Source organism: Nocardia sp. NPDC057227 (assembly GCF_042669725.1).
Taxonomy (GTDB): Bacteria; Actinomycetota; Actinomycetes; order Mycobacteriales; family Mycobacteriaceae; genus Nocardia; species Nocardia asteroides_A.
In genome coordinates this window covers 173,707-195,086 of sequence record NZ_JBHUXA010000002.1, presented here as the reverse complement: position 1 = coordinate 195,086, position 21,380 = coordinate 173,707, and the positions used below count along the sequence as shown (strand labels likewise).

24 protein-coding genes, 1 tRNA gene and 1 pseudogene are annotated in these 21,380 nt (G+C 71.0%); 7 read left to right on the top strand and 19 right to left on the bottom strand.

The annotated features are described in order from the left end of the window. Positions 1-73: 73 nt before the first annotated feature. From ACFUJ1_RS04165 to ACFUJ1_RS04155, 3 genes and pseudogenes are all read right to left on the bottom strand, one after another. Positions 74-1,327 (bottom strand): annotated as a pseudogene (locus ACFUJ1_RS04165) (YibE/F family protein); the annotation flags it as partial. Positions 1,328-1,643: 316 nt separating this feature from the next. After that, positions 1,644-2,891: a pyridoxal phosphate-dependent aminotransferase gene (locus tag ACFUJ1_RS04160; RefSeq protein ID WP_233014953.1), complete on the bottom strand. Its 1,248-nt coding sequence runs from the start codon at positions 2,889-2,891 to the stop codon at positions 1,644-1,646. Between the two features lie 87 nt (positions 2,892-2,978). After that, positions 2,979-4,337, bottom strand: a complete 1,359-nt coding sequence (locus ACFUJ1_RS04155; protein ID WP_378642247.1) for a helix-turn-helix domain-containing protein — start codon at positions 4,335-4,337, stop codon at positions 2,979-2,981. A gap of 229 nt (positions 4,338-4,566) precedes the next feature. Here ACFUJ1_RS04155 and ACFUJ1_RS04150 point away from each other — a divergent pair, with 229 nt between their 5' ends. Further along, positions 4,567-5,025: a hypothetical protein gene (locus ACFUJ1_RS04150; RefSeq protein WP_378642245.1), complete on the top strand. Its 459-nt coding sequence runs from the start codon at positions 4,567-4,569 to the stop codon at positions 5,023-5,025. Here the strand turns inward: ACFUJ1_RS04150 and dcd are convergent. Next, positions 5,022-5,588 carry a dCTP deaminase gene (gene dcd / locus ACFUJ1_RS04145; protein WP_378642243.1) on the bottom strand — a complete coding sequence of 189 codons (567 nt, stop codon included), beginning with the start codon at positions 5,586-5,588 and terminating at the stop codon, positions 5,022-5,024. The two genes, ACFUJ1_RS04150 and dcd, sit on opposite strands and share 4 nt — an antisense overlap. A 129-nt stretch (positions 5,589-5,717) precedes the next feature. Between dcd and ACFUJ1_RS04140 the strand changes: the two genes are divergently transcribed. Further along, the gene (locus tag ACFUJ1_RS04140; protein WP_378642241.1) at positions 5,718-6,491 is read left to right on the top strand and encodes an SDR family NAD(P)-dependent oxidoreductase; all 774 of its coding nucleotides are present in this window, start codon (positions 5,718-5,720) and stop codon (positions 6,489-6,491) included. Then, positions 6,491-7,342 (top strand): deoxyribonuclease IV, encoded by an 852-nt coding sequence (locus ACFUJ1_RS04135; protein WP_378642239.1) that lies wholly within the window; start codon positions 6,491-6,493, stop codon positions 7,340-7,342. Before ACFUJ1_RS04140 ends, ACFUJ1_RS04135 begins: the two co-directional genes overlap by 1 nt. On the opposite strand, the gene ACFUJ1_RS04130 is transcribed toward ACFUJ1_RS04135, so the two are convergent. Both ACFUJ1_RS04130 and ACFUJ1_RS04125 read right to left on the bottom strand, forming a co-directional pair. Then, the gene (locus ACFUJ1_RS04130; protein ID WP_378642238.1) at positions 7,314-7,508 is read right to left on the bottom strand and encodes a 6,7-dimethyl-8-ribityllumazine synthase; all 195 of its coding nucleotides are present in this window, start codon (positions 7,506-7,508) and stop codon (positions 7,314-7,316) included. The genes ACFUJ1_RS04135 and ACFUJ1_RS04130 overlap by 29 nt on opposite strands. Before the next feature lie 73 nt (positions 7,509-7,581). Continuing rightward, a complete protein-coding gene (locus ACFUJ1_RS04125; RefSeq protein ID WP_378642236.1) occupies positions 7,582-8,226 on the bottom strand; it encodes a hypothetical protein in 645 nt (214 codons plus the stop codon). 278 nt (positions 8,227-8,504) lie between these two features. Here ACFUJ1_RS04125 and ACFUJ1_RS04120 point away from each other — a divergent pair. Next, positions 8,505-8,578, top strand: a tRNA-Gly gene (locus tag ACFUJ1_RS04120). A gap of 50 nt (positions 8,579-8,628) precedes the next feature. Here ACFUJ1_RS04120 and ACFUJ1_RS04115 read toward each other — a convergent pair. Both ACFUJ1_RS04115 and ACFUJ1_RS04110 read right to left on the bottom strand, forming a co-directional pair. Further along, a complete protein-coding gene (locus ACFUJ1_RS04115; protein WP_378642234.1) occupies positions 8,629-9,045 on the bottom strand; it encodes a nitroreductase family deazaflavin-dependent oxidoreductase in 417 nt (138 codons plus the stop codon). A gap of 2 nt (positions 9,046-9,047) precedes the next feature. Further along, positions 9,048-9,452: a VOC family protein gene (locus tag ACFUJ1_RS04110; protein ID WP_378642232.1), complete on the bottom strand. Its 405-nt coding sequence runs from the start codon at positions 9,450-9,452 to the stop codon at positions 9,048-9,050. Between the two features lie 109 nt (positions 9,453-9,561). Here ACFUJ1_RS04110 and ACFUJ1_RS04105 point away from each other — a divergent pair, with 109 nt between their 5' ends. Continuing rightward, a complete protein-coding gene (locus tag ACFUJ1_RS04105; RefSeq protein ID WP_378642230.1) occupies positions 9,562-9,870 on the top strand; it encodes a hypothetical protein in 309 nt (102 codons plus the stop codon). Here ACFUJ1_RS04105 and ACFUJ1_RS04100 read toward each other — a convergent pair. From ACFUJ1_RS04100 to ACFUJ1_RS04080, 5 genes are all read right to left on the bottom strand, one after another. Next, positions 9,867-10,364, bottom strand: coding sequence for a flavin reductase family protein (locus tag ACFUJ1_RS04100; RefSeq protein ID WP_378642229.1), 498 nt, complete (start codon positions 10,362-10,364; stop codon positions 9,867-9,869). The genes ACFUJ1_RS04105 and ACFUJ1_RS04100 overlap by 4 nt on opposite strands. Beyond that, complete coding sequence (locus tag ACFUJ1_RS04095; protein ID WP_378642227.1) at positions 10,357-10,872, bottom strand: NADPH-dependent FMN reductase; 516 nt, start codon at positions 10,870-10,872, stop codon at positions 10,357-10,359. The genes ACFUJ1_RS04100 and ACFUJ1_RS04095 overlap by 8 nt, the downstream gene beginning before the upstream one ends. A 19-nt stretch (positions 10,873-10,891) precedes the next feature. Then, a complete protein-coding gene (locus ACFUJ1_RS04090; RefSeq protein WP_378642225.1) occupies positions 10,892-12,124 on the bottom strand; it encodes an SfnB family sulfur acquisition oxidoreductase in 1,233 nt (410 codons plus the stop codon). Further along, positions 12,124-13,236, bottom strand: coding sequence for a dimethylsulfone monooxygenase SfnG (gene sfnG / locus ACFUJ1_RS04085; RefSeq protein ID WP_378642223.1), 1,113 nt, complete (start codon positions 13,234-13,236; stop codon positions 12,124-12,126). Before sfnG ends, ACFUJ1_RS04090 begins: the two co-directional genes overlap by 1 nt. A 147-nt stretch (positions 13,237-13,383) precedes the next feature. Next, positions 13,384-14,775, bottom strand: a complete 1,392-nt coding sequence (locus ACFUJ1_RS04080) for a styrene monooxygenase/indole monooxygenase family protein (protein ID WP_378642221.1) — start codon at positions 14,773-14,775, stop codon at positions 13,384-13,386. 97 nt (positions 14,776-14,872) lie between these two features. Between ACFUJ1_RS04080 and ACFUJ1_RS04075 the strand changes: the two genes are divergently transcribed. Then, positions 14,873-15,364 carry a GAF domain-containing protein gene (locus tag ACFUJ1_RS04075; RefSeq protein WP_378642219.1) on the top strand — a complete coding sequence of 164 codons (492 nt, stop codon included), beginning with the start codon at positions 14,873-14,875 and terminating at the stop codon, positions 15,362-15,364. Between the two features lie 16 nt (positions 15,365-15,380). On the opposite strand, the gene ACFUJ1_RS04070 is transcribed toward ACFUJ1_RS04075, so the two are convergent. From ACFUJ1_RS04070 to ACFUJ1_RS04050, 5 genes are all read right to left on the bottom strand, one after another. Continuing rightward, positions 15,381-16,808, bottom strand: coding sequence for an LLM class flavin-dependent oxidoreductase (locus ACFUJ1_RS04070; protein ID WP_378642217.1), 1,428 nt, complete (start codon positions 16,806-16,808; stop codon positions 15,381-15,383). Next, a complete protein-coding gene (locus ACFUJ1_RS04065; protein WP_378642215.1) occupies positions 16,805-18,013 on the bottom strand; it encodes an acyl-CoA dehydrogenase family protein in 1,209 nt (402 codons plus the stop codon). Before ACFUJ1_RS04065 ends, ACFUJ1_RS04070 begins: the two co-directional genes overlap by 4 nt. 67 nt (positions 18,014-18,080) lie before the next feature. Then, positions 18,081-18,410 carry a hypothetical protein gene (locus ACFUJ1_RS04060; RefSeq protein WP_378642213.1) on the bottom strand — a complete coding sequence of 110 codons (330 nt, stop codon included), beginning with the start codon at positions 18,408-18,410 and terminating at the stop codon, positions 18,081-18,083. A 74-nt stretch (positions 18,411-18,484) separates the two neighbouring features. Then, positions 18,485-19,072, bottom strand: coding sequence for a TetR/AcrR family transcriptional regulator (locus ACFUJ1_RS04055; protein ID WP_378642211.1), 588 nt, complete (start codon positions 19,070-19,072; stop codon positions 18,485-18,487). After that, positions 19,069-19,911 (bottom strand): oxygenase MpaB family protein, encoded by an 843-nt coding sequence (locus ACFUJ1_RS04050; protein ID WP_378642209.1) that lies wholly within the window; start codon positions 19,909-19,911, stop codon positions 19,069-19,071. The genes ACFUJ1_RS04055 and ACFUJ1_RS04050 overlap by 4 nt, the downstream gene beginning before the upstream one ends. Positions 19,912-19,964: 53 nt before the next feature. Here ACFUJ1_RS04050 and ACFUJ1_RS04045 point away from each other — a divergent pair, with 53 nt between their 5' ends. Continuing rightward, positions 19,965-20,741: an alpha/beta fold hydrolase gene (locus ACFUJ1_RS04045; protein ID WP_378642207.1), complete on the top strand. Its 777-nt coding sequence runs from the start codon at positions 19,965-19,967 to the stop codon at positions 20,739-20,741. On the opposite strand, the gene ACFUJ1_RS04040 is transcribed toward ACFUJ1_RS04045, so the two are convergent. Next, positions 20,742-21,380, bottom strand: coding sequence for a TetR/AcrR family transcriptional regulator (locus tag ACFUJ1_RS04040; RefSeq protein ID WP_378642205.1), 639 nt, complete (start codon positions 21,378-21,380; stop codon positions 20,742-20,744).

The following is a 21,380-nucleotide window of genomic DNA, read 5'->3' as shown; positions in this document are numbered from 1 at the left end:
GCCGGACCCGCTCGGCCCCCTGCCCCGGCGTCCGCGCCCCGGCCCGCGCGGGCTTCCGCGTGCCGACCGGCCGCCGACCGGAACGCACCGGCTCCTTCGCCTTCTTGAACGGCCGCGCCAGCAATGTCGCGATGATCGTCGTGAGCGGCACCGACAGCGCCAGCGCGATACCACCGACGGCGGATCGGGCGATTTCGATCGCTACCGCATCCCCGACCAGCACGTCCTTGAAGGAACGCCCCGCGACGCTGAAGAGCAGCAGCAGCGGCAAAGCACCACCGGCGTAGGCGAGCACCAGGGTGTAGACGGTGCTGGCGATGTGATCCCGACCGACCCGCATGGCGGCGGCGAAGATCTCCCGCCGTGTCGCCTTCTCGTCCAGCGCCGCCATCTCGAACGCGGCAGCGGCCTGCGTGATGGTGACGTCGTTGAGCACGCCGAGCGAACCGATGATGAACCCCGCCAGCAGCAGCCCGGTGATACTCACGTGCTCCAAATACGTGGCGACGTTGGTGTTCTGCTCCTCGGAGAGCCCGGTGATCCGGGTCATCTTGATGACGACCCAGGAGAGCACCGCCGCCACCACCATCGAGGTCAGCGTGCCGAGCAGCGCCGAACTGGTCCGCAAGTTCACCCCGTGCGCGAGATAGAGCACGGAGTAGAGGATCAGCGAACCGGCGACCAGCGCGACCGGGATCGCGGGCTTGCCGTCGAGCAGCGCGGGCAGCATGAAGACAACGAGCACGCCGAAGGCGAAGCCGAGGCCGAGCAGCGCCCGCAATCCGCGCCAGCGCGCGACCACGATGATCACCACGACGAACGCGATCACGATGAGCGTCAGCGGGAACCCGCGCGCGTAGTCGTCGAACGAGTACATCGGCGTGCCCGAGGGATCCGCCTGCCTGACCATCCGGATCTCGTCGCCGACCCGCAGATCCGGCTGCCCCGGTCCCGGCGCGATCTCGAAGAGCGTGCGATTGCCCTGGTGCACACCGGAGTCGATGGTGATCAGCGAACGCTGGCATTCGTAGGCATTGGTGCGCGGCGCCTCGGGGGCGTCGGCGAAGACCTTGCCGATCGAGGAGCTGCCGCACGGACCGATGTCCTGCTGGACCACCGTGCCCGCCTCGGTCTGCACCGCACCGCCGCCCGCGTTCTGCATGGGTAGCGGGATCTCGACGTGCTGCTTGCTCGGCCACAGCAGAACCGTGCCCGCCACCACCAGGATGCCGATGACGGCGAGCAGTCCGACGACCACCCTTGCCGCGGTCGCGCCGATCGCGATGGGACCGGAGTGGTCGTGATGGTGGTGGTGATGATCGCTCACCGGGCGAGCTTAAAGGATGTGGTTGTCATGTCCGCGAGTGCGCGGGAGGGTTGCCGCGAAGGCGGCGGGAAGAGGAATTCGGGAAGGGGCGGCGGAGAGCAGGGGGATGTCTCCGCCGCCCGCGAGCCGACGGCCCAGGGGGGTAGGCGGCCGGACCCGATGATCGGATTGTCCAGGGGGGGTAGACAATCCGACCGGGGCACTCGAAAGTGCCGAGGCCCACTGTACACAAACGTCCTCGTTTTGCGCTAGTCAGTCTTCAAAACTCGGATGTATCCATACATAGGGTTTGTTTCACCCCGGGTAAACAGGGGGTTTACTGCCTGTAGGAGGAGAGAAAGTTCCCGAAGCGTTCGATCGCGACGGCCAGATCGCGGGCCCACGGCAGGGTCACGATGCGTAGGTGATCATGGTTCGGCCAGTTGAAGCCGGTGCCCTGGACCATCAGGATCTTCTCCTGCAGCAGCAGGTCGAGCACGAGTTTCTGGTCGTCGTGGATCTCGTGCACCTCGGGGTCGAGCCGGGGGAAGGCGTAGAGCGCGCCCTTGGGCTTCACGCAGGAGACGCCGGGGATCATGTTGAGCCGCTCCCACGCGACGTCGCGCTGCTCCAGCAACCTGCCGCCGGGCAGGATCAGGTCCTCGATGCTCTGGTGCCCGCCGAGCGCAACCTGGATGGCGTGCTGCGCGGGGACATTCGGGCACAGCCGCGAGGAGCAGAGCAGGTCGATGCCCTCCAGGAAGCCTGCGGCGTGCTCCTTCGGCCCGGTGATGGCGAGCCAGCCGGAGCGGTACCCGGCCACCCGGTACGCCTTGGAGAGGCCGTTGAAGGTGAGACAGAGCAGGTCCGGCGCCATGGTGGCGAGCGAGATGTGCTTGGCGTCGTCGTAGAGGATCTTGTCGTAGATCTCGTCGGCGAGCAGCAGCAGCTGGTGCCTGCGGGCCACGTCGGCGAGCTGCTGCAGCACCTCGGCGGAGTAGACCGCGCCGGTCGGGTTGTTCGGGTTGATCACCAGCAGCGCCTTGGTGCGGTCGGTGATCTTGGATTCGATGTCGGCGATGTCCGGCTGCCAGCCGTTCGCCTCGTCGCAGAGGTAGTGCACCGGGGTGCCGCCGGCCAGGCTGGTCATGGCGGTCCAGAGCGGGTAGTCCGGCGCGGGGATGAGTACCTCGTCGCCGTTGTCGAGCAGCGCCTGCATGGTGATGGTGATCAGCTCGGAGACGCCGTTGCCCAGGTAGACATGGTCGACGTCGAGCTCGGGGAAGCCGGGGACCAGCTCGTACCTGGTGACGATGGCGCGGCGGGCGGGCAGTATCCCCTTCGACTCCGAGTACCCCTGCGCGTTCGGCAGCGCGGCGATGATGTCGCGCATGATCACGTCGGGGGCCTCGAAGCCGAACGGCGCCGGGTTGCCGATATTGAGCTTGAGGATGCGGTGCCCCTCTGCCTCCAGCCGTGCCGCCTGCGCGTTCACCGGTCCACGAATCTCGTAGACGACGTTCTGCAATTTCGTGGACTGCTCGAGCACACGCTGGGCGGGATGACTGGGGCTCACCCGGTCCATGGTGCCACCAACCGCAACCGGATATCCGGCCCGGCTACCCTCCGGTAGCGAAAGGGTCCTGTTTCGCCCGACTGGACTCCTCGCAGGTCAGCCCTGGCCCCCCGGGATACGGCGGACCGCCGTGCTCGCGCAGAACTCCTCGATCCGCTCGTCCAGTTCGCGCGCTCCGGCGGCGTCGCGGAAGTGCGGCGCGGCGATCCGCCTGCGCACTCCGCCGAGCCGCTCCTGCAGCTGTTTGATCCGTTTGTCCTCGTCCAGCGCGAGGACAGGGAGCAGTGCCTCGGCGGCGCCGTCCAGGCTGCCGTTCACCAGGTGCGCGGTGGCATTGTCGACGCGGGCCAGCGATTCGGCGCCGTACGAGCGCTGGTGCGAGGGGCCGCTGGCGTAGAGCTCGATGGCCTGCTCGGTGGCGGCCAGCGCCGGGTCGGCGCGGCCCAGGTCGATGAGGGTGGCGCCGGCGTAGTACTGCGCCTTGGCCGCGCCGAAGCCGAAGACCCCGCCGATCTCGTCGTGCAGCAGGTCGGTGGTGCCCGCGCTCGCCCTGGCGTCCTCGGCGGCGTGGATGCAGCGTTCGACGTCGTCCACGCTGCCGAGCCGGGACCAGATCCGCGCCTCGATATTCAGCAGCCGCACCCGCGCGGTCGGCGAGTCGGCGTAGGCCAGCCCGCTGCGGGCGAGCTCGACGCCGCGCCGCGGGCGGTCCGACCAGTACTCGACGAGTGCGTGCATGCCCCTGGTCCAGGCGCGCAGCCCGTTGTGCTTGCTCAGCTCCCCGTAGGCGAAGGCCGCGCGCACCTGGTCGCCCGCCGCGTCGTAGTGCCCGAGGTCGGTGCTGGCATTGGCGAGCAGCCCGGACAGGATGCCTGCCAGCAGATACAGGTGGCTGGTGTCGGCGGGCTGCTGGCGCCCCTCGAGTAGTCGGTAGACGCGGCGGCGCACCCGCATCATCTCGACCGCCATCGGAACCGGCGGGACGTGCACGTAGTCGTTCGCGATCCGCGACACGTCGGCGTCGAGCTGTTCCAGCGTGGTCGAGCCCACATTCGTGCTCTCGGCCCGGCCCGCGTGTTCGCTGGCCTCATGGGCAGCAGCCATGATCAGATCCCTCTCCGAAACCGCAGTCAGCGCATCGCCTCTCAGTGCGCCGGTGTCTATCAGCGCAAGCAGATCCGCGTCGCTGGAATACCCGATGCGCGCTCCGGCGCGAGCGCGCTGCTGGTTGTCGGGCTGCTGGGGATCGGGCTGCGGAACGGACTGGCGTTCCTCCTGTGCATGCTCGATCAGCGCCGCGAAACGTGCCCGCACGACATCGTCGGACCTGGCGAGGGATGTATCCAGCGCGGCTTGATTGATCGGTCGTGGGCGGACCCGGGCGCCGCCCGCCTCCCACTTCGATACCAGGCGTTCGTGCACGCCGAGATGGGCGGCGAACTCCCGGATACTCATGCGCTTGGCATCGCGAAGGGCCCGGGCCTCTCTTCCTGACCAGTGCCGGACCACGATGACATCCCTTCCCGCACGAACTCTCCATCCCAGGGTACGGGCGGTTTGTGGGTGCGGCCACAAGGAATTCGCAATCGCTATCAGTGGCAGTGCGAGTGGGGCAGCGCAGGGGCAGCGCTCCGCTGGCGCGGGTGCGCTGCCGAGGCCGGGCGAACCACGCCATGCTGGGTCCATGGCAGGCGAGGAGACGGCCATGGGCATCGACGAGCCGATCACCGTGCACGACTGGGTGGCCCACTACCGCGACGAGTACGGCCTTGCGGTGGCCGAGCGCGGCGGCTACCTCATGCTGCCGATCACCGGGCGGCTCGGGGTGGTGCACGTGCCCGCCGTGCGCGCGCACCGGGTGCGCGCCGCGCTGGATCGGCACGGGTCGAGGGGTCCCGTGCTGGCCAGGCAGATTCGCTGGAGCTTCCTCGCCGAGCCGGATATCGCGCCGGGGCCGCAGGTGCTGGAGTCGCTCGGCCGCAGCGGCATCGGGCTGCCCGGCATCGGCAGCGCGGTCATGCTCCCCACCGGGTTCGGGCGCTGGACCAGGGAGGGCTGCCACTGGGTGATCCCGCCGGAGCGCGACGCCGAGCTGCCCGCGCTCTCCACCGTGCTGCGCACCGCGCTGGCCGCGACCGCCTAGCTGGAGAAGTTCAGGTAGGAGCGGGAGGGAGTCGGGCCGCGCTGACCCTGGTACTTGGAGCCCGTGGCCGCGCTGCCGTACGGGTGCTCGGCCGGACTGCTCAGCCGGAACAGGCAGAGCTGGCCGATCTTCATTCCCGGCCAGAGCGTGATCGGCAGGTTCGCCACGTTGGAGAGCTCGAGCGTGATGTGCCCGCTGAAGCCGGGGTCGATGAAGCCCGCGGTGGAGTGCGTGAGCAGGCCGAGCCTGCCGAGGCTGGACTTGCCCTCCAGCCGCCCGGCCAGGTCGTCGGGGAGCGAGCAGACCTCCAGCGTCGAACCGAGCACGAACTCGCCGGGGTGCAGCACGAACGGCTCGCCATCGGCCGGCTCGACCAGGCTGGTCAGCTCGTCCTGGCGTTTGGCCGGGTCGATGTGGGTGTAGCGGGAGTTGTCGAAGACCCGGAACATGCGGTCCAGGCGGATGTCGATGCTCGACGGCTGGATGGCGTTCTCCAGCAGCGGCTCGACGCCGAGCCGCCCGGCGGCGATCTCGGCGCGCAGGTCACGATCGGAGAGCAGCACGGGGTGAGCGTAACGTCCGGCCGATCCGGCCGGCTCGCCCCGGGTGCGACAACGAGGCGGATATCCTCGCACCTGTTCACCGGCGTGCCCGTCCGCGCCGGTATTCGCCAGCGACCGGAGGTTGTGCCGATGACCGACTCGAACCCGTTCGATCTGAGCGGCCACGTCGCCGTGATCACCGGCGGCAACTCCGGGATCGGTCTCGGCTTCGGCCGTGGCCTGGCCCGCGCGGGCGCGGCGGTCTGCGTGATCGGCCGCAATGTCGAGCGCAACGAGGCTGCCGTTGCGGAGCTGCGCGCGTTCGGCGGGCAGGTGCTCGCGCTGACCTGCGACGTGGGCGAGGAACAGCAGGTCGTCGACACCATCGGGCAGGCCGCCGCCGAACTCGGCCGCATCGACTCCTGCTTCGTGAACGCGGGCGTCCCGCAGACCAGCAGCCCGTTCCTGGAGACCAGCCTCGCCGACTTCCGCTCGGTGACCTCGATCAACCTCGATGCCGCCTTCGTCACGCTGCGCGAGGCCGCCAAGGTGATCGTCGCGCAGGGCGACGGCGGCAGCCTGGTCGGCACCGCCAGCCTCGCCGCCCGGCAGGGTCCGGCGCGCGGGCAGTCGTACGCCGCGAGCAAGGCCGGGCTGATCGCCATGATGAACTCGATCGCCGTCGAGCTCTCGCGGCACGGGGTGCGGGCCAACTCGGTGCTGCCCGGGTGGGTCGAGACGCCGATGACCGAGGGGCTCTTCGCCTGGGACCGGTTCCGCGAGCGGGTGCAGCCGCGCGTCCCGGTCGGCCGTTGGGGGACGACCAGGGACTTCGAGTCCGTGGCGGTGTACCTGGCGAGTCCCGCCAGCGCCTTCCACACCGCCGACACGTTGCTCATCGACGGCGGATACAGCGTCTTCTGATGGCTCCGATCGGTGCGGCGATCCGGGTGTCCGGTGGGCTGATGAAGACCGGGGTGCGGGAGACGCGGGAGATCGGGGCGGAGGTGGTGCAGTTCTTCTCCGGGAATCCGCGGGGATGGAAGGCGCCTGCTCTGGACGTCGCGGACGCCGTCGCCTTCCGGGAACACTGCGGTGCGGCCGGGGTTTCAGTTTTCCTCCACGCGCCGTACCTTCTGAACGTCGGCTCACCGGATGCCGCTGTGCTCGCGAATACCACTGCCGCGCTGGCCGAGTGCCTGCGGCGTGCCGCGCTGATCGGCGCTGCCGGGGTGGTGCTGCACGCGGGCTCGTCCATCACCCGCGAGTTCCGCGCCGAAGCGTTGCGGCGGCTTCCCGCGGTGCTCGGCCCGCTGCTCGACGCCGCGCCGGCCGGGCCCCGGCTGCTCATCGAGCCGACCGCCGGTGGTGGTGCCGCGCTCGCCTCCGACAGCGCGAGCACCGTCGAGTACTTCACGGCGCTGAACGACGAGCGGGTCGGGCTGTGTCTCGACACCTGCCATCTGCATGCCGCCGGGGAGGATCTTTCGACGCCTTATCGGCTGGCCAAGGTGCTGCGTGGGCTGGCGTCAGGGGTCGGGCGGCTGGATCTGTTGCACGTCAACGACAGCCACGATTCGCGGGGATCCAAGCGGGATCGGCACGCTCAGCTCGGCACCGGAAGCCTCGGTGCCGCCCCGCTGGCGGGATTGTTCGGTTCGCCCGTGCTGCGCAAGGTTCCGATACTGGTCGAGACGGAGAATGCCGCCGCCGGGGTCGAGTTGCTGAAGGGGCTGCGAGCTTCGGCTACGCCAGCGCGCGGCGCCACGCGATGAACTCGACCGCCGCGGCGGCCGCTTCGATTCCCTTGTTGAACCCGTCCGGCTGGGACCGTCGCTCCAGGTCCGCCAGGTCGGTGATCGGCAGCACCTCGTTGATCACCGGTCTCAGGTGCTCGCGCGAGACCTCGGCGAGCCCGCGGCCGCAGGCGTCGACCACCATCTCGCGCCGGTCACCGTGGGCAGTTCGGAGGTGTCGATGGCGATCCGCACGAGCCCACGCTATCCGCAACGCGTTATCCCCCGATCGCAACCGCACCTCGGCGGCGCCGGATGACCTCCGCCTCCCGCCAAACCTCGGCACGCAGGTCGCCGGGCTCAGCGGGGACATCGGGGCGGGCGAGCACCCGCGCCCTGGCCCGGCCTGCCACGCCCACCATCGGGCGGAACCGCCGGAACACCTGAACCTCGCCGTCCTGGAGGCCGCGCCACGGACCGAGGTAGACGTAGTCGGAGCCGAAGTCATTGCCGGTGTTCAGCCGCGCTACCTGCACCGCCCAGTCTCTGGCCTCCAGCGGCGACGCGGGCGTCAGCACCACGGTGCCGGAGCCACCGCGCACCATCCCCTTCTCCGGAACGAAATAGGGCCGGATCGATGAGCCGCGGGCGGCCAGCGCCCGGTCGAGCCCGTGCGTGCGCCAGCGCACGGTCCCGGTGGAATGCCGCAGCGGCAGTGCCTTTTTCAGGAGCCGGTTCAACCGGTTATCGAACGGCGTGCACCAGCCGGGCACGAGCACTATGCGCTCGGCGGGATCGGCGTCGAAGGGAGTCGGGGTGAGGAACGAGCGGTCGATCAGCACGACCGTGCCCGGCCTCGCCTGGTAGGCCAGCCCCCACAGCAGCCGGGCCAGCAGCGCGGCACCGTGCGGATCGGACAGCACATGCCAGGTCTCGTGGAACCGGTTCGTGCTGAACCGCGCGTCTCGGCTGGGCGCAGCGTGATCACCGTGTGCGCGGCACCGTTCAACCGCACCGCGTGGCGGTGCAGTTTCAGGCCGTCACCGACGGCTCGGGCGGTGCCCGGACGCTGCTGCTTCATCGCGTCCAGAAAGCCACACGGCGCCGTTTCCGGACAACCGATTTTCGGGAACGCCCCGACTGCGAGATTTGCATCGCCAGGCGCCCGATCTGCTACGCTGGCGGTCGCGCTCCGGCGCATGCCGATGTAGTTCAATGGTAGAACTTCTGCTTCCCAAGCAGATGGCGCGGGTTCGATTCCCGTCATCGGCTCCACCACGAAGGCCAGGACATGTGTCCTGGCCTTCGTGGTTTCCGGGACACTCTCACCGGACCGAGAGGCGGATCAGGGGGTACTCGCGGTCCGATTTCTTCTGGTACTTCGCGTACCGCGGCTGCGCTTCGACGATGCGCGCCCAGGCGCGGTCACGCTCGGGGCCGTCGAGCCGGGTGGCGGTGACGGGGGTGGCCGGAGAGCCGTGCAGCTCGATGGCGACCTGCGAGGGATTGGCGCGCAGGTTGGCGTACCAGTCGGGGTTGCGGTCGCCGCCGCCGGAGGCGATCACCACACGATCCGAGCCGTCGGCGAACCAGCTGAGCGGGGTTTCGCGCGGTTCACCGGACTTGCGGCCGACGGTGTGCAGGATCAGCACCTCCATGTCCATCATGGAGCCGCCCTTGCGGCGGATGCGGGTGGCGGTGCGGGCGTTCATCTTGCGCTGGAACCAGAGGGAGATGGACATGGTCAGCCCTTCTGGTTGATGCGGACGAGGTTGCCCGCGGGGTCGCGGAAGGCGCAGTCGCGGACGCCCCAGGGCTGGTCGGTGGGCTCCTGGACGACGTCGGCGCCCGCGGCCTGGACGCGGTCGAAGGTCGCGGCGAGGTCGGGGGTGGCGAGGTGGATGCGGGCGTAGCTGCCCTTCGCCATCATGGCGGCGATGGTGCCGCGCTCGGTGGCGGCGAGGTCGGGGTCGCCGTCAACGGGGTACAGCACGATCGAGGTCGCGCCGGGCGGGGCGACGGTGATCCAGCGCAGGGCGCCGGAGCCGACGTCGTTGCGGACCTCGAAGCCGAGGGCGTCGCGGTAGAAGGTGAGCGCGGCGTCGGGGTCGGTGTGCGGGAGGAAGGTCTGGTCGATGCTGAGTTCCATGACCGCAACGCTACGAGCGCGGCGCCCACCTGCGCTTCTCGATTCCTGACCGGTTCCGGCAACACCGGGATTCGTGCGAAAACCATTCGACCGCTTACTATTTCCGGCCATGAGGAAAATCGCGATGCTGGTGGGGACGGCCGCGGCCGCGGCGCTGACCGTGGCGGGGGCCGGGAACGCCGTGGCGGACCCGGCGATCGACGCCTACGTGCAGGCGGCGACGGCGGCGTGTGCAGAGCAGGGCTACACCTACGACGCACAGCAGGCGGCGGCCGGTTACCGGCCCGCCACCGTGCAGTGCGTCAACCGCAAGGCGCTGGCGCTGGTCTTCGTGCCGATCGCCGACGGCACCCCCTGCACCATCCTGGACGGCGTCAACCCCCGCGAGGGGCTCGCCACCGCGGGCGTCTGCCGCTAGCTGGCGAGCAGCCGCCGGAACTTACTGCCCTGGAACACGAGCGGCTCGACGTCGGCCCTGGTGGCGATGCGGTGGATCCGCAGGATGACCACGCTGTGGTCGCCCGCGGGCACCTCGGCCTCCGGCACCCCCTCGATCCAGGCCGATGCCCCGTCGATGAAGACCGACTCGCCGGTGCCGCGGTGCAGCTCGGAGCCGTGGAAGCGGTCGCCGTCGCGGGTGCCGAGCGCCTTGGCGGCGGCCTGCTGGTCGGTGCCGAGCAGGCTCAGCCCGAGGTGGCCCGCCTTGGCCAGCAGCGGCCAGGTTGAGCTGGAGTTCTGCACGCAGAAGGAGACCAGCGGCGGGTCGAGCGAGACCGGGACGAAGGTGCTCACCGCGAGGCCGTACGGCGTGCCGTCGATCTCGGCGGCCACCGCGACCACCCCGCTCGGGAAGTTCGAGAAGGCGCGGCGCAGGCCGGAGCCGTCAGCGGGGAATTCGAAGAGTTCATGCATGATTCGTCACTCCCGTACCCAGGATGAGCGCGTCGACCACCGGTCGCCAGCGCTCGGTATATGCGGTCAGGACTCCGTCCTCGGCGAATGTGCGGTCGGCGAGGTAGAGCCCGGGTAGCGCGGTGGTCGCGCCGATCTCGGTCAGGACCGGCTTGAGCAGCAGGTCCGGGGCGAGCGCGTGGGCGGGCCCCGCGCCGAGCATGAGCGGAACCGCGACCACCCCGGCCAGGCCGGTGCCGCCGTCGAACTGCTCCAGGAAGAGCTTGAGCAGCCCGGTGTAGGTGGCCTTGAAGGTCGGGCTGGCGAAGATCACCAGGTCGGAGGCGGCGGTCTGCTCCTTGGCCGCGGTGACGGCCGGGTCGCCCCAGCCGAGCAACCCCGCGCCGAATTCGACCAGGTCGACGACGGCGGGCTGCTCGCCCGGCCGCAGCCCCTCGGCGAGCAGGGTCGCGGCGGTCAGGGTGCGCGAGGCCGGCTTGGGGTTGCCGACCACGACGGTGACGGTCATGTCCTCTCCTTCCGCACGTTCAGATGACGCCGTGCAGCGGTGGCGGCGTGCCCTGCAGCAGGGCACGGCCGATGTGTTGATACTTCCACCGCACGGGGTCGTGCAGGGTGTGCGTGCGCGCATTGCGCCAGAAGTGGTCGAGGTCGGTGGCCACGCTCGCGCTGCGGGTGCCGCCCACCTCGAAGACGGCGGCGGCGACCTCGTTCGCGGCGCGGTCGGTGAGCACCTTGGCCGCGGCGACGGCCAGCGAGGCGTGCCCGGACGCCTCGGCGTCGGTGCTGCCCGGCGCCGGGGTGTGGCCGGTGGCCCGGTCGACCGCGGCGCCTGCGGCGGTCAGCGCCGCCTCGGCGGCGACCACCTCGACGCCGAGTTCGCCGAAGCGCTGGATGAGCAGCGGATCCTCCTCGGCCCTTGTGACCCCGGCCTCGAACCAGGGGCGGCTCGAGGTGCGGACGAAGCGGGCGGCGGCGTCCAGCGCGCCGCGCGCGATACCGGCGTCGATGGCCGCGTGCAGCAGCTGGGCGAAGGCGCCGTAGCCGGTGGGGGCGTTGACCGCGTCGGCCCTGGCGACCACCTGGTCGATGCTCACCGCGACGCCGTCGAACTCGACGGTCCCGCTGCCGGTGGTGCGCTGGCCGAGCGCGTCCCAGTCGTCCAGGATGTGCACGCCTGGCGTGTTCGCGGGCAGGAAGGCGACGTACTCGCCGTCCGGCAGCCCGGTGGCGCCCGCCGGGTCGTCCAGCCGGGTGAGCACCGCGAGGATATCGGCGAAGAGCGAGCCGGTGCAGTAGAACTTGGTGCCGTCCACCCGGAACCCGCCCGGCGCGGGGCGCAGCGTCGTACAGATCCGCGCGCTGGTGCTGCTGCTCCGCTCGGCCTGGGCGTTGGCGAGCTTGGCGCCCTCGAGCACCGCGCCCAGGTAGCGGATGCGCTGCTGCGGCGAGCCCGCCAGCTTGAGCAGGTTGACGTAGACGAAGTGGCTGTGCGGGATCTGCGCGATGTTCGGGTCCGCGGTGGCGAGCACCCGGACCACCTCGGCCACCGCGCTCGGCGGCAGGTCGGCGCCGCCCAGCTCGGCGGGGACGGTGACGGCGAGCAGCCCGCTGGCCGCCAGCCGGGCGATCTCGGCGTGCGGAAGGGCGCGCTCCCGGTCCCTGGCCGCGGCCCCCGGCCCGAACTCCGCCGCCAGCTCGGCGGCGACCGCGAACGCCCACTCCGCCGAGCCGATCCGATCGGCGGCGACCGCGGTCATCAGCTCACCGCCACCGGCTGCTCGGCGGCCTCGAGCTCGCGCACCAGCGGGAGCACCTTGGCGCCGAAGTACTCGATCTCCTCCTGGAAGTGCAGGAAGCCGCCGAGGATCAGGTCGACGCCGAGCTTCTTGTAGGCGACGATGCGCTCCGCGACCTGCTCCGGCGTGCCGATGAGCTGGGTGCGGAAGCCGTCGTTGTACTGCACCAGGTCCTCGAAGGAGGAGTCGGCCCACATGCCCTTGCGGTCGCCGGTGGAGGCGCCCGCCTGCTGCACCGCGTCCCGGAAGCCCTCGACGGCGGGCTTGTTCGCCTTGGCGATGATCTCGCGCAGCGTCTCCTTCGCCTCCTTCTCGGTGTCGCGGGCGATGATGAAGCCGTTGAGGCCGAAGTTCACCTCGCGGCTGCGCTCGCGGGCGTGCCCGCGCACATCGGTGAGCTGCTCGGTGACGCCGTCGAAGTCCTTGCCGTTGGAGAAGTACCAGTCGGCGTAGTAGCCGCCGTTGCGGCGGGCCGCGCTGGAGTTGCCGCCCTGGAAGAGCTCGGGGTTCGGGCGCTCGGGGGTGTTCAGCGGCTTGGGCTTGAGGGTGAAATCGCGGATGCGGTAGAAATCGCCACCGTAGTTCACCTCGTCCTCGGTCCAGATCTTGCGGATCACCTCGAGGAACTCGCCGCTGCGGCGGTACCGCTCGTCGTGCTCCAGCCACGGCTCGCCGAGCGCCTTGAACTCGCCGGCGAACCAGCCGGAGACCACGTTGATGGCGAACCGGCCGTTCGAGAGGTGGTCGGCGGTGGCGCCGAACTTGGCGAGCACCGCCGGGTGCCAGAGCCCGGGGTGCACCGCCGCGATCACCTTGAGCCGCTCGGTGGCGCCGAGCAGCGCGAGGCTGAACGAGGTGGATTCGTGCTGGAACTCGGCGCCGTACGAGGCGGTGTAGCGGACCTGGGAGAGCGCGTAGTCGAAGCCGTTGTTCTCCGCGGTCTGCGCGAGCTTCTTGTTGTACTCGAAGTCCCAGCCGGTGCGCTGCTCGATATCGCTGGTGACCAGCCCCCCGCTGACATTGGGTACCCAGTAGGCGAACCGGACCTGCTCGGCGATCTTCTCGGTGGTCATACGTGTGCTCCCTGCGGTCGGCCGTGCCCAGCCGAGTCGGGGCCGGAGCGCGGGCGCCCGGCCGGGGTCTTCCTCCATGTCAGCACCGGCGACCGGATCGGCAGAGGTTTTGAATCCCCGCGATCCGATCGCCGGTAGCTGGAAACGTCAGGCCGAAGCGAGATCGGACTGGTACTCCGACCGCGCGAAACGGCCCGCCGGCGCGAACTTCGCCAGCAGTTCGCCCGCGTCCTCGCCGGTGACCTGCGAGATGTAGGCGACGGCGTCGTCCGCGGACTCGATCTCGGCGAACGGCTGCGGCCGGTGCAGCAGCCCGACCAGGGCGGAGGCGAACTTCGGGTGCACAGCGGCGGCGGCGAAGAAGGCATTGCCGATCTCGCCGAACTCCGGGTCGCTGAGGAAGAGCCGGGTCACCTTGGTCGCGGCCTCGGCGCGGTAGGCGAGGAACTCCGCGTACCGCGCGCCGAGCCAGGCGGCGTCGAACGGCCCGTCGTGCACGGCCGCCGCGGCGACCAGCCGCTGCGCCTGCACCAGCCCGCCCTGCGCGCCCTGCCCGGCGACCGGGTCGTGCGCGACCGCGGTATCGCCGAGCGCGCCGACCGGGTGGCCGCTCGCGGTGTACCCGACGCCCTCGCGCACCACCGGGCGGACGGCCCCCTTGAGCCAGGAGTGCGGGTCCTCGGAGAGGTGCCTGGTGGCGAGCACCTCGGGCAGATCCCACTCGATGTAGTCGCGGTAGAGCTGCTGCACGATCCCGTGCGCGGACTCGGCGGAATCGGCGGCGGCGAAGCGCTGCTCCCAGTCGCTGCCCGGGCGCGCCCAGCCGATGAAGGCCCAGGTCCAGCCCACGTCCTTGTGCAGGTACGGCCCCCACCACGCCTCGCCCTGGTCGGCGACGATGGAGAACAGGCTGTGCGCGCCGCCTGCCGGGCTGCGGTGCGCGAAGACGTCGCGCCCGGCGCCGAGCCCGCCGACGGTGAGCGCGAGCAGCCTGCGCTGCGGCTCGTCGTAGACGGTGCGGGCGCTGTCCACCGGGAAGAGGTCGACGAGCCCGGCCTTGCCGGTGGCGACCAGGGTGAGGTCGTGCTCGGCGGCGATGCCGTCCAGGGTCTCCGGAGTCACCGCCTCGACCACGAAGTTGCCGCCTCTACGCCGGAATTCGGTGAGCCGCTCGTCGGCCTTGAGCCTGGTGTCGACCGCGACGCCGACGTAGCCGTCGAAGGTGCCGTCGAAGCCGATGAGCTCGGGGCGCTCCGGGCCGGGGCCCGCGATGCGCACGCTGAGCCCGGTGTGCCTGGGCGCGCGGCCGGTGTAGCTGTCCAGCCCGAGCGCGGATTCGGCTTGCTGCACCTCGCCGAACTCGAGCGCGGTGCCGGTGGCCGGGACGTCGTCGCGCAGCGCGCGCTGGTCCCGGTCGCTGTAGAGAGTCACGTCGAACCCGGCGTCGAGCAGGCCGAGTGCCGCCGTGACACCGGTCTGTCCGGCGCCCACGATCGCCGCGCTGCGGGTTCCGGGGGTCGAGGAAGTAGTCGATGTCATACCGAAATGGTGCGGGTGGCGCGCACGGGGCTGGAGTATTGCGATCAGAGAGAATGGATTCCGGCTATTGCCCGGTAATAGCCGTACCCTCGGCGGTATGTCGTTCGATATGACCGAACTCAGCGGCGACCGGGCCGAACAGTACCGCCAGCTGCGGGAACAGGCCGAATCGCTGCTCGCGGGGGAAACCGACCGGGTGGCGAATTCCGCGAATCTCGCGGCCCTGATTTTCCACGCCCTGCCGGATTTGAATTGGGCCGGTTTCTATTTCACTCGGGGCGAAGAACTGGTCGTCGGACCATTTCAGGGGAAGCCGGCGTGCGTGCGGATCGCGTGGGGGCGCGGGGTGTGCGGGACGGCGGCGGCAACCGGGGAGACGCAGGTGGTGGCGGATGTGCACGCCTTCCCCGGGCACATCGCCTGCGATGCCGACAGCCGGTCGGAGATCGTGGTGCCGCTGCGGCACGGCGGTGCGGTGGTCGGGGTGCTGGATCTGGACAGCCCGAAGCCCGGCCGGTTCGACGAGGTCGACCGGGCCGGGCTGGAGGGGCTGGCGGCGGTTTTCACCGCCGCGCTCGGCGACGGCTGAGCCGCGACGGGAGCGGTTACTCGCGGGCCGCCGCGGTGTTTCGCACCTCGTCGTCGGGGAGGGCGGTCGAGTTCGGGCCGCCGAGGCGGTAACTCGCGCCGCGGTGCTCGGGCGGCAGCCGATCGCCGCGGCCGAAGAGGGCGTTCCGCAGGGTGCCCGGCACGTACTCGTCGGCGTACGCGCCGCGGGCGACCAGCTCCGGCACCACGTGCTCGACGATGTCGGCGAAGCTGCCAGGGGTGATGGCGTAGGCGAGGTTGAAGCCGTCCAGATCGGTTTCCTCGACCCACTCCTGGAGCCGGTCCGCCACGGTCCCGCCGGAGCCGACGAAGACCGGGCCCATGCCGCCGATCCCGGCCCAGCGGCCGATATCGCGGACGGTCCACTCGCGCCCGTCGTCGTCGAACTCCTGGAAGGCGGCGACGGCCGAGCGGATGGCATTGCTCTGCACGTCGCCGATGGGGTCGTCCAGGTCGTAGCGGGAGAGGTCGATCCCCATCCAGCCGGACATGAAGACCAGCCCGCCCTCGATGCTGGCGTAGGAGAGGTACTCCTCGTGCTTGGCGCGCGCCGCCTCGTCGGTGGCGTCGGTGACGATGGTGGCCAGCGCGTAGATCCTGGCCGCGTAGCGATCCCGGCCCGCCGCCGCCAGCGCGTCCCTGATGTTCGAGACCACCTGCGTGAGCACCCGCTTCGACGGCGCGGCGACGAAGATGGCCTCCGCGTTCTCGGCGGCGAAGCGGGTGCCGCGCGGTGAGGCGCCCGCCTGGTAGATCACCGGGGTGCGCTGCGGGGAGGGTTCGGCGAGGTGGATGCCGGGCACGGTGAAGTGCCTGCCGCGGTGGCCGATGTGGTGCACCTTGGCCGGGTCGACGTAGACGCCGCGCTCGGCGTCGCGCACGACGGCGCCGTCCTCCCAGGAGCCCTCCCAGAGCTTGTAGAGCACCTCGAGGTACTCGTCGGCCTGGTCGTAGCGTTCGTCGTGGTCGAGCTGGTCGTCGGCGCCCATATTGCGCGCCGCCGACGGCAGGTAGCCGGTGACCACGTTCCAGCCGACGCGGCCTCCGGTCAGGTGGTCGAGGGTGGAGAGCCTGCGGGCGAAGGGGAACGGGTGCTCGAAGCCGGTGCCGGTGGTGATACCGAAGCCGAGGTGCTCTGTCGCCGCCGCCATCGCCGTCACCAGCAGCAGCGGGTCGGCCACCGGCACCTGGGCGCCCTGGCGCAGGGCAGCTACGTCGTCCCCGCCGTACACGTCGTAGATGCCGAGCACGTCGGCGATGAAGAGGCCGTCGAAGCGCCCGCGCTCCAGCAGCTGCGCCAGCTCGGTCCAGTACGAGAGCTCCTTGTACCGGTGCGACTGGTCCTGCGGGTGCCGCCACAGCCCGGGCGACTGGTGCGCGACGCAATTCATGTCGAACGCGTTGAAGCGGATCCGCCTGGTCATGCGGGCTTCCGCTCCCCCGCGCTCCAGGCGAACGGCAGCTCGGCGCCGTTCAGCAGGTGGTCGCCGATGGCGCGCGCCTTCTGGATGGCCGGGTTGTGCACCGAGACGGTGCGGGCATTGCGCCAGTGCCGGTCCAGCCGCAGCTTCTCCGAGGTGATCGAGGCGCCGCCGACCTCGAAGAGCAGCGAGGTGGCGGGCAGCACGGTCTCGATCACGCCGATCTGCGCCTGCGCGGCGGCCAGCTCGACCGCGACCAGGTCCTGCTCGTCTTTCGCGCCCGCCGCGAGCACGCGGTCCAGTTCGTCGGCGACGGCGAGCGCGGTGGCGCGCGCGGTGAAGGCGGCGGCGGAGAGCTTGCCGATCACCTGCTGCACCAGCGGGTCGTGGCGCGGCAGGTCGCCCGCGGAGTGGGTGTAGCCGCGGGTGCGCGCGGCGACCCACTCGCGGGTGTCGCGCTCGGCCCGCGCGGCGATCCCGGCCAGCACCGCGAGCTGGAAGAGCTGGAGGTAGCCGGTGGAGTAGGTGGCGCCGGGGTTGCCGTAGCCGGGGCCGAGGATCCGGTCCTCCGGCACGACGACGCCGCTGAACTCGGTGGTGCCGCTGGCGGTGAGCCGCTGCCCGAAGCCGTCCCAGTCGTCGTGCTGGCGCACGCCGTCGGCATCGGCGTCGACCAGGATGCCGAGCCGCTCGCCGTCCCGGTCGGCGGCGACCAGGATGTGGTCGGCGTAGAGCGAGCCGGTGCTGTAGTACTTGGTGCCGTCCAGCACCCAGTCGGCACCGCGCTTGGTGAGCCGGGTCCGGTACCGGTCAACCGCGCCGACGCCGGGCTCGGTGATGGCGTTGCCGACCAGCGTGCCTGCGCCGACCTTGCGCAGCCACTCGTCGCGCACCGGCCCGGCCTCGGCGAGCAGCTGGTCCTCGACGAAGACGAAGTGCACCCGCAGCGCCTGCGGCAGGTTCGACTCCGCCGCGGCCAGATCGATGAGCAGCCGGAACAACTGCCGCACGCTCGCGCCGTAGCCGCCGGATTCCACCGGGGCCCGCAGCGCGCCGAAGCGGGCGGCGCGCAGCTCGGCCACCTCGTCGTAGGCGAGCCTGCGGTCCACTTCGCGCTCGACCGCGCCGTCGGCGATCCGCGCGAAGATCGGCTGGAAGATCCGGTCGAGTTCGGCGTCTGTCGTCTGCTGCGACTGGGTGGAGGTCATGGCCCAACGATGACCGAGCCCGGCCACGGCCTCACCCGTTGCGTTCAGGCGGATCGGAATCCGTTTTTCAGCGCACTCCGGCCACGCACTCGGTGCCCATCTTGCCCCTGGCCTCGCGCGCCTTGGCGGCATCGGCTTCGCTCATGCCCATGTTCTGCGGGTCGGCCTGCACGGCGGCCTGGTCGTCGCTGATCAGCGTGCGCAGCCCTTCCTGCGAGATACCGGCGTCGACGAAGACCTTCGCGGCGCAATCGGCGAGCGACGCGGGCTTCAAGCCCTTGTCCTGCAGCGACTTCGAGAGGTCGGCGGCGGTCAGCGGGGGCGGTACGTCCTCGCCGCCGCAGCCCGCGAGTACCGGCAGCGCGATCAGTGCCGCGACGATCAGGGTTTTCCGCACCCGAATCCTTCCCTCTGCGTGTGCATCCGCTGCGGATCATGCCGTACCCGCCGCACTCCGCACCAGCCCCGGTCTCAGCGGGTGAGCGGCGCCAGGTAGCGGGTGGCGAAGGCGCGCAGCGCGGCCTCGTCGCGCAGATCGAACCAGCCGTCCGGGGTGAGCACGACGGACTGGGCCAGCCGCAGCGCGATCTCCGCGGCGGCGTCGGCGTCGAAATCGGGTTGCAGCGCGCGGCACTGGGCGGCGAGGAATTCCCGGCAGGCCCGGAGGATCGGGGCGCCCTCGGTGGTGAGGTGCGGCAGGAAGGTCTCCGGCTCGCTGCGCAGCAGCCTGCCGATCAGCGGATCGGTGCGGACCAGCAGGACCGCGCGCACGAACCCCTCGACCAGCCGCTCGGCGACGGTCGGGCGGTGCGCGACCTCGGCGGCGATCTCGGTCAGCACGTGCAGGATCCAGCGCTGCAGCGCTGCCGCGATCAGCTCGTTCTTGGTGCCGAAGCGGCGGTAGACGGTGGTGCGGTTGACCTTCGCGCGGCGCCGGATGTCCTCCACCGAGACCCGGCGCAGGCCGAAGTCGCCGAGCTCGGCCAGCGCCGCGTCCAGGATGCGCTCGGTCACCGGGTCCTGCCCGGTGCCCGGCTCCTCCAGCAGCGCGGTGCTCACGCCGCCCCGCGCACCCTGGCGATCCCGGCCAGCGCGCGCGGCTGGTAGCGCACCCGCTCCGGCAGCAGCGGCCAGACCCGGCGCACCAGGTGCACCAGCGCGGTGAAGCGCGCCCGCTCCAGCGGGCCCCACGGCAGCCCGAGCCGCTCCCGCACCTCGGGCGGCATGGTGCCCGCCGCGACCACCCGGTACTCCCGCATGAAGCGCTTGCCGAACAGCGTCCAGACCAGGTCGGGCACGAAGGGGATCCGCATCTCGGCCGGGTCGTCGAGCTGGGCCACCACCCAGGCCGCCGACTCGGTGACCTCGAGCTGCTCGGCGCAGACCCGGTCGAAGTAGGCGCGGAAGCCGTCCCAGTCGGCGGGCATCGGGCGTTCGCTGACGCCGTAGAGCCGGTACCACTGCTTGCCCTCGTCGTAGAAGCGGCGCTGCTCCGCGTCGGTGAGCGGGTGGTCGAAGATGTCCGCGGTCATCATGGCGGCCCACAGGAAGGTGGCGTGCGCCCAGTGGTACACCTCGGGGTCGAGGGCGTGGTAGCGCTTGCCGTTGTGGTCGACGCCCTTGATGGCGCGGTGGTAATCACGCACCTTCGCGGCCGTGACCAGCGCCTCCGGGCCGTCGTAGACCACGCCCGCGATCTGCGGCACCGAGCGGAAGATGCGCTCCCACGGCTCGGTGAAGAAGTTCGAGTGCTGGGTCACCCCCGCGCCGAGCCCGGGCAGCATGAGCTGCATGATCCCGGCGGCCGGGGCCAGCAGGTAGGTGCGCCAGTCGCCGAAGTACTGCCAGGTCAGCGAATCGGGACCGAGCGGGGCCGTAACCTGCTCTACGGAAGACATAGAGCAACAGTAATTGACTATTTGTTGCTCGGCAATGGGCTAGGGTTCCAGCCATGGTGAAGCTGAACCAGCACCGCACCGGCGCCGGCGAACCCCTCGTACTGGTGCACGGCATCGGCAGCCGCTGGCAGGTGTGGGAGCCGCTCTTCGACCGGCTGGCCGAATCGTTCGAGGTCATCGCGGTCGACCTGCCCGGTTTCGGCGGCAGCGCGCCGCTGTCGCACACCACGGTCGAGACGCTCACCGACGCGCTCGCCGAGTTCATCGCCGCCGAGGGGCTGGAGCGGCCGCACCTCGGCGGCAACTCCATGGGCGGGCTGATCACGCTGAACGTCGCCGCGCGCGGCCTCGCCCGCTCGGTGACGGCCTTCTCCCCCATCGGCTTCTGGGGTACCGCCGGCCGGGTGTGGTGCCAGCAGTCGCTCGGCCGGGCGCGCGACCTCGGCCGGGCCATCGAGCCCCGGCTGCCCGCGCTGCTCGGCAATCCGGCGGGGCGCACCGCGTTCCTGGAGCTGGTCTTCGGCAAGCCGTGGCAGGTCACGCCCGAGGTCGCGCTCGCCACCGTCGAGGGCGCGATGAACGCGCCCGGCTTCCCGGCGGCGCTGGCCTCGTTCCGCGCCGCGCGGCTGCGCGAACTCGGCGCGCTCGCCGACATCCCGGTGGCGGTGGCCTGGGGCAATCGCGACATCCTGCTCACCTACGCCACGCAGAGCCGCAAGGCGCGGAAGCTGCTGCCGAACGCCAGGCACATCACGCTGCCGGGCAGCGGGCACACGCCGTTCTACGACGACCCGGCCGGCTGCGCGCGGGTGCTGCTCGACCAGCGCTGATCAGCTGCGGCGCGGGGCGAGCGACGCCGGGTCGGCGGTGCCGAGCAGCACCCGCACGGCGGTGTCCCAGCGGCGCTGGATCTTCCGGTTGCCCGCGACGTCACCGGTGAGCAGGGCCCGCATGGCGAGCCCGGTGACGATCTCGATGGTGAACTCGGTGATGATCGGCACCCGGCTGTCGTCCGGGAACTCACTGCGGAACGCCTCGCGCACCCGGCTCTGCATCTGCTCGAAGAGCCTGACCTCCAGCGGCAGGAACTCAGCGCGCAGCTCCGGGTCGGTGCGCGCGGCCACCCACATCTCCAGCGCCGCGAGGAATTCCGGGCCGGAGAGCATCCGCGCGGTCATGTCGACCGCGCGGGCCAGCCGGTCCTCGCCGTCGGGCAGCGCGTCGAATTCCGCCTCCAGCTGGGCGATCCGGTGCAGCGCGACGTGCTCAACCGCGCCGGCGAGCAGGTCGGCCCTGGTCGGGAAGTGGTGCTGCAGGGTGCCGCGCGGCACCTCGGCGCGCTTCTGCACCTCGAGCGTGGTTGTGCCCGCGTACCCGACCTCGACCAGGCTGGCCACGGTCGCGTCCAGCAGCCGCGCGCGCATGCGGGTGCGCCGCTGCTCCTGCGTCTCGCGGACCCGGCCGGGCAC